This window comes from Aeromonas molluscorum 848, from assembly GCF_000388115.1.
GTDB classification, from domain to species: domain Bacteria; phylum Pseudomonadota; class Gammaproteobacteria; order Enterobacterales; family Aeromonadaceae; genus Aeromonas; species Aeromonas molluscorum.
Window position 1 is genome coordinate 1 of the sequence record NZ_AQGQ01000264.1, and the last position, 2,607, is coordinate 2,607.

The window sequence follows — 2,607 nt, forward strand, 5'->3', positions numbered from 1 at the left end:
CCCGGGACAAGCTGGGCCGCGACAGCGCCATTGGCGAGATCGACATGGATAAATTCAACGTGCTGGGGGGCTCATTGGCCTATGGTCACCCCTTCGCCGCGACCGGAGCGCGCATGATCACCCAGACGCTCCATGAGCTGCGCCGTCGTGGCGGTGGATTGGGACTCAACACCGCCTGTGCGGCGGGTGGGTTGGGTGTGGCCATGGTGCTGGAGGTGGAATGATGAGCGAACAAACTTTTTCCCTGGATATTCGTAAAGACGGCATCGGCATCCTCACCATGGACGTGCCGGGCGAGAGCATGAACACCCTCAAGGCCGCCTTCGTCGATGAGATCCGCATCGTGCTGGAGCGGGTGCGGGCCAATAAGGATCTGATCGGCCTGGTGATCACCTCCGGCAAGAAGGACTCCTTCATCGCCGGGGCCGACATCAGCATGCTGGACGGCTGTACCAGTGCCGCAGATGCACAGACCCTGTCCCGGGAAGGGCAGATCATCTTTGCCGAGATCGAAAATCTCACCATCCCGGTGATCGCCGCCATTCATGGTCCCTGCCTGGGGGGCGGCTTGGAGCTGGCCCTGGCCTGTCACGGCCGAGTTGCGAGCGACCATGGCAAGACGGTGCTGGGGGTGCCTGAGGTACAACTCGGCTTGCTGCCGGGCTCCGGGGGGACCCAACGTCTGCCGCGCCTCATCGGAACGGCCAAGGCGCTCGATCTCATGCTGACTGGCAAGCAAGTGCGTGCCAAGCAGGCGGGCAAGATGGGCCTGGTAGATGAAGTGGTTCCGCTCTCCATATTGATGGAGGCGGCCATTGCCTTGGCTCGCAAGGGCAAGCCGCGCCATGTTTTGCGGCGCGATCTGCAAGGCAAACTGCTCGAGACCAACAAGCTGGGCCGCAATGTGCTCTTTGATCAGGCGTGCAAAGGGGTCAAGGCCAAGACCCGTGGCAACTATCCGGCGCCCGAGCGCATCCTGGAAGTGGTGCGCATCGGCATGGAAGAAGGGATCCAGGCTGGCCTGGCTGCCGAGTCGCGCTGCTTCGGCGAACTGGTGATGACCGCGGAATCCGCCGCCCTGCGCTCGCTCTTCTTCGCCACGACCCAGATGAAGAAGGAGGTGAGCTATCAGGGAGCCGCGCCACGCAAGATAGGCCATGCCGCCGTGCTGGGGGGAGGGCTGATGGGGGGCGGCATTGCTTATGTCACCGCCACCAAGGCCGGGGTGCCGGTGCGGATCAAGGATGTGGCGCAGGCGGGGATCAGCAACGCCATGCGCTACAGCTATGACTTGCTCAACAAGAAGCTCAAGCGCCGTCATATATTGCGCAGCGAACTGGAGAAGCAGATGAGCCTGCTGTCCGGCTCCCTGGATTTCTCCGGCTTCCAGCGGGTGGACATGGTGGTGGAGGCCGTGTTCGAGGATCTGGCCCTCAAACACCAGATGGTGCAGGACGTGGAGCGCGAATGCGGCGAACAGACCATTTTCGCGTCCAATACCTCCTCGTTGCCTATTCATCACATAGCCGAAGGGGCTGCGCGGCCGGGCCAGATAGTGGGCCTGCACTACTTCAGCCCGGTGGACAAGATGCCGCTCGCCGAGATCATCCCCCATGCAGGCACCAGCGCCGAGACGGTAGCCACCACCATCGCCTTTGCCCGTGCCCAGGGCAAGACGCCCATCGTGGTTAAGGATGAGGCCGGTTTTTATGTGAACCGGATCCTGGCCCCCTACATGAACGAGGCGGCGCGCCTGGTACTGGAAGGGGAACCTGTGGAGGTGCTCGATGGCGCCCTGCTCGATTTCGGTTTCCCGGTCGGCCCCATCAATCTGCTCGATGAAGTGGGTATCGATGTGGGGGCCAAGATCTCCCCCATACTGGAGCGGGAACTGGGCGGCGAACAGTTCCAGGCTCCCAAGGCATTTGACAAGTTGCTGCAAAACGATCGCAAGGGACGCAAGAACGGCAAGGGTTTCTACCTCTATGGCAAGGCGGCTCCGCGCAGCTGGCTAACCGGCAGAGAGGGCAAGAAGAAAGTTGACGAGAGCGTCTACGAGCTGCTCGGGGTCAAGCCCCAGGCCAAGCTTGCCAAGAGTGAGCTGGTGGAACGCTGCGTGCTCCTGATGCTCAACGAGGCGGCGATGGCCCTGGATGGCGGCGTGATAGCCTCGGCCCGGGACGGCGACATAGGTGCCATCTTTGGCATCGGTTTCCCTCCGTTCCTTGGCGGCCCCTTCCGCTATATGGATAGCTTGGGGATTGCCGAGCTGGTGGCGCGACTCGAGTATTACCAGCAGCGTCATGGCGAGCGCTTCGCACCCTGCAGCCGGCTCAAGGCGATGGCGGCCGAGGGGCAGCGCTTCTATTGAAGAGGGCCCGGCTATCCGTCGGTTCAGGGGTTGTTATCCCATGATGCATAAAGAGGCGACCCAGGGTCGCCTCTTTTTATGGGCATCTTGCTAGGGACTATGTTGCGACGCTGGCCGATCTGAATGAGTGAGGTTCGCTGGAGAGACGCTTACGAGGGGTCGCATAGACAGCAACATGGGGGCGATGGCCGTTGCTGGCACTGTGATGCTGTTTCAAGCGGGATGGGGGCTAATCG

At 62.0% G+C, this 2,607-nt stretch carries 1 protein-coding gene and 1 pseudogene; both read left to right on the forward strand.

Features of this window, described 5'->3' with window-relative positions:
• A pseudogene (locus G113_RS19735) lies at window positions 1–224 on the forward strand (acetyl-CoA C-acyltransferase); the annotation flags it as partial.
• A complete protein-coding gene (gene fadJ, locus G113_RS19740) occupies window positions 224–2,371 on the forward strand; it encodes a fatty acid oxidation complex subunit alpha FadJ (RefSeq protein ID WP_005912654.1) in 2,148 nt (715 codons plus the stop codon). The pseudogene G113_RS19735 and the gene fadJ, both read left to right, overlap by 1 nt.
• Window positions 2,372–2,607: the final 236 nt, after the last annotated feature.

What these genes read in the sequence shown, in the direction of transcription:
- fadJ (WP_005912654.1), top strand. Translation starts at nt 224, where the DNA reads ATGAGCGAACAAACTTTTTCCCTGGATATTCGTAAAGACGGCATCGGC.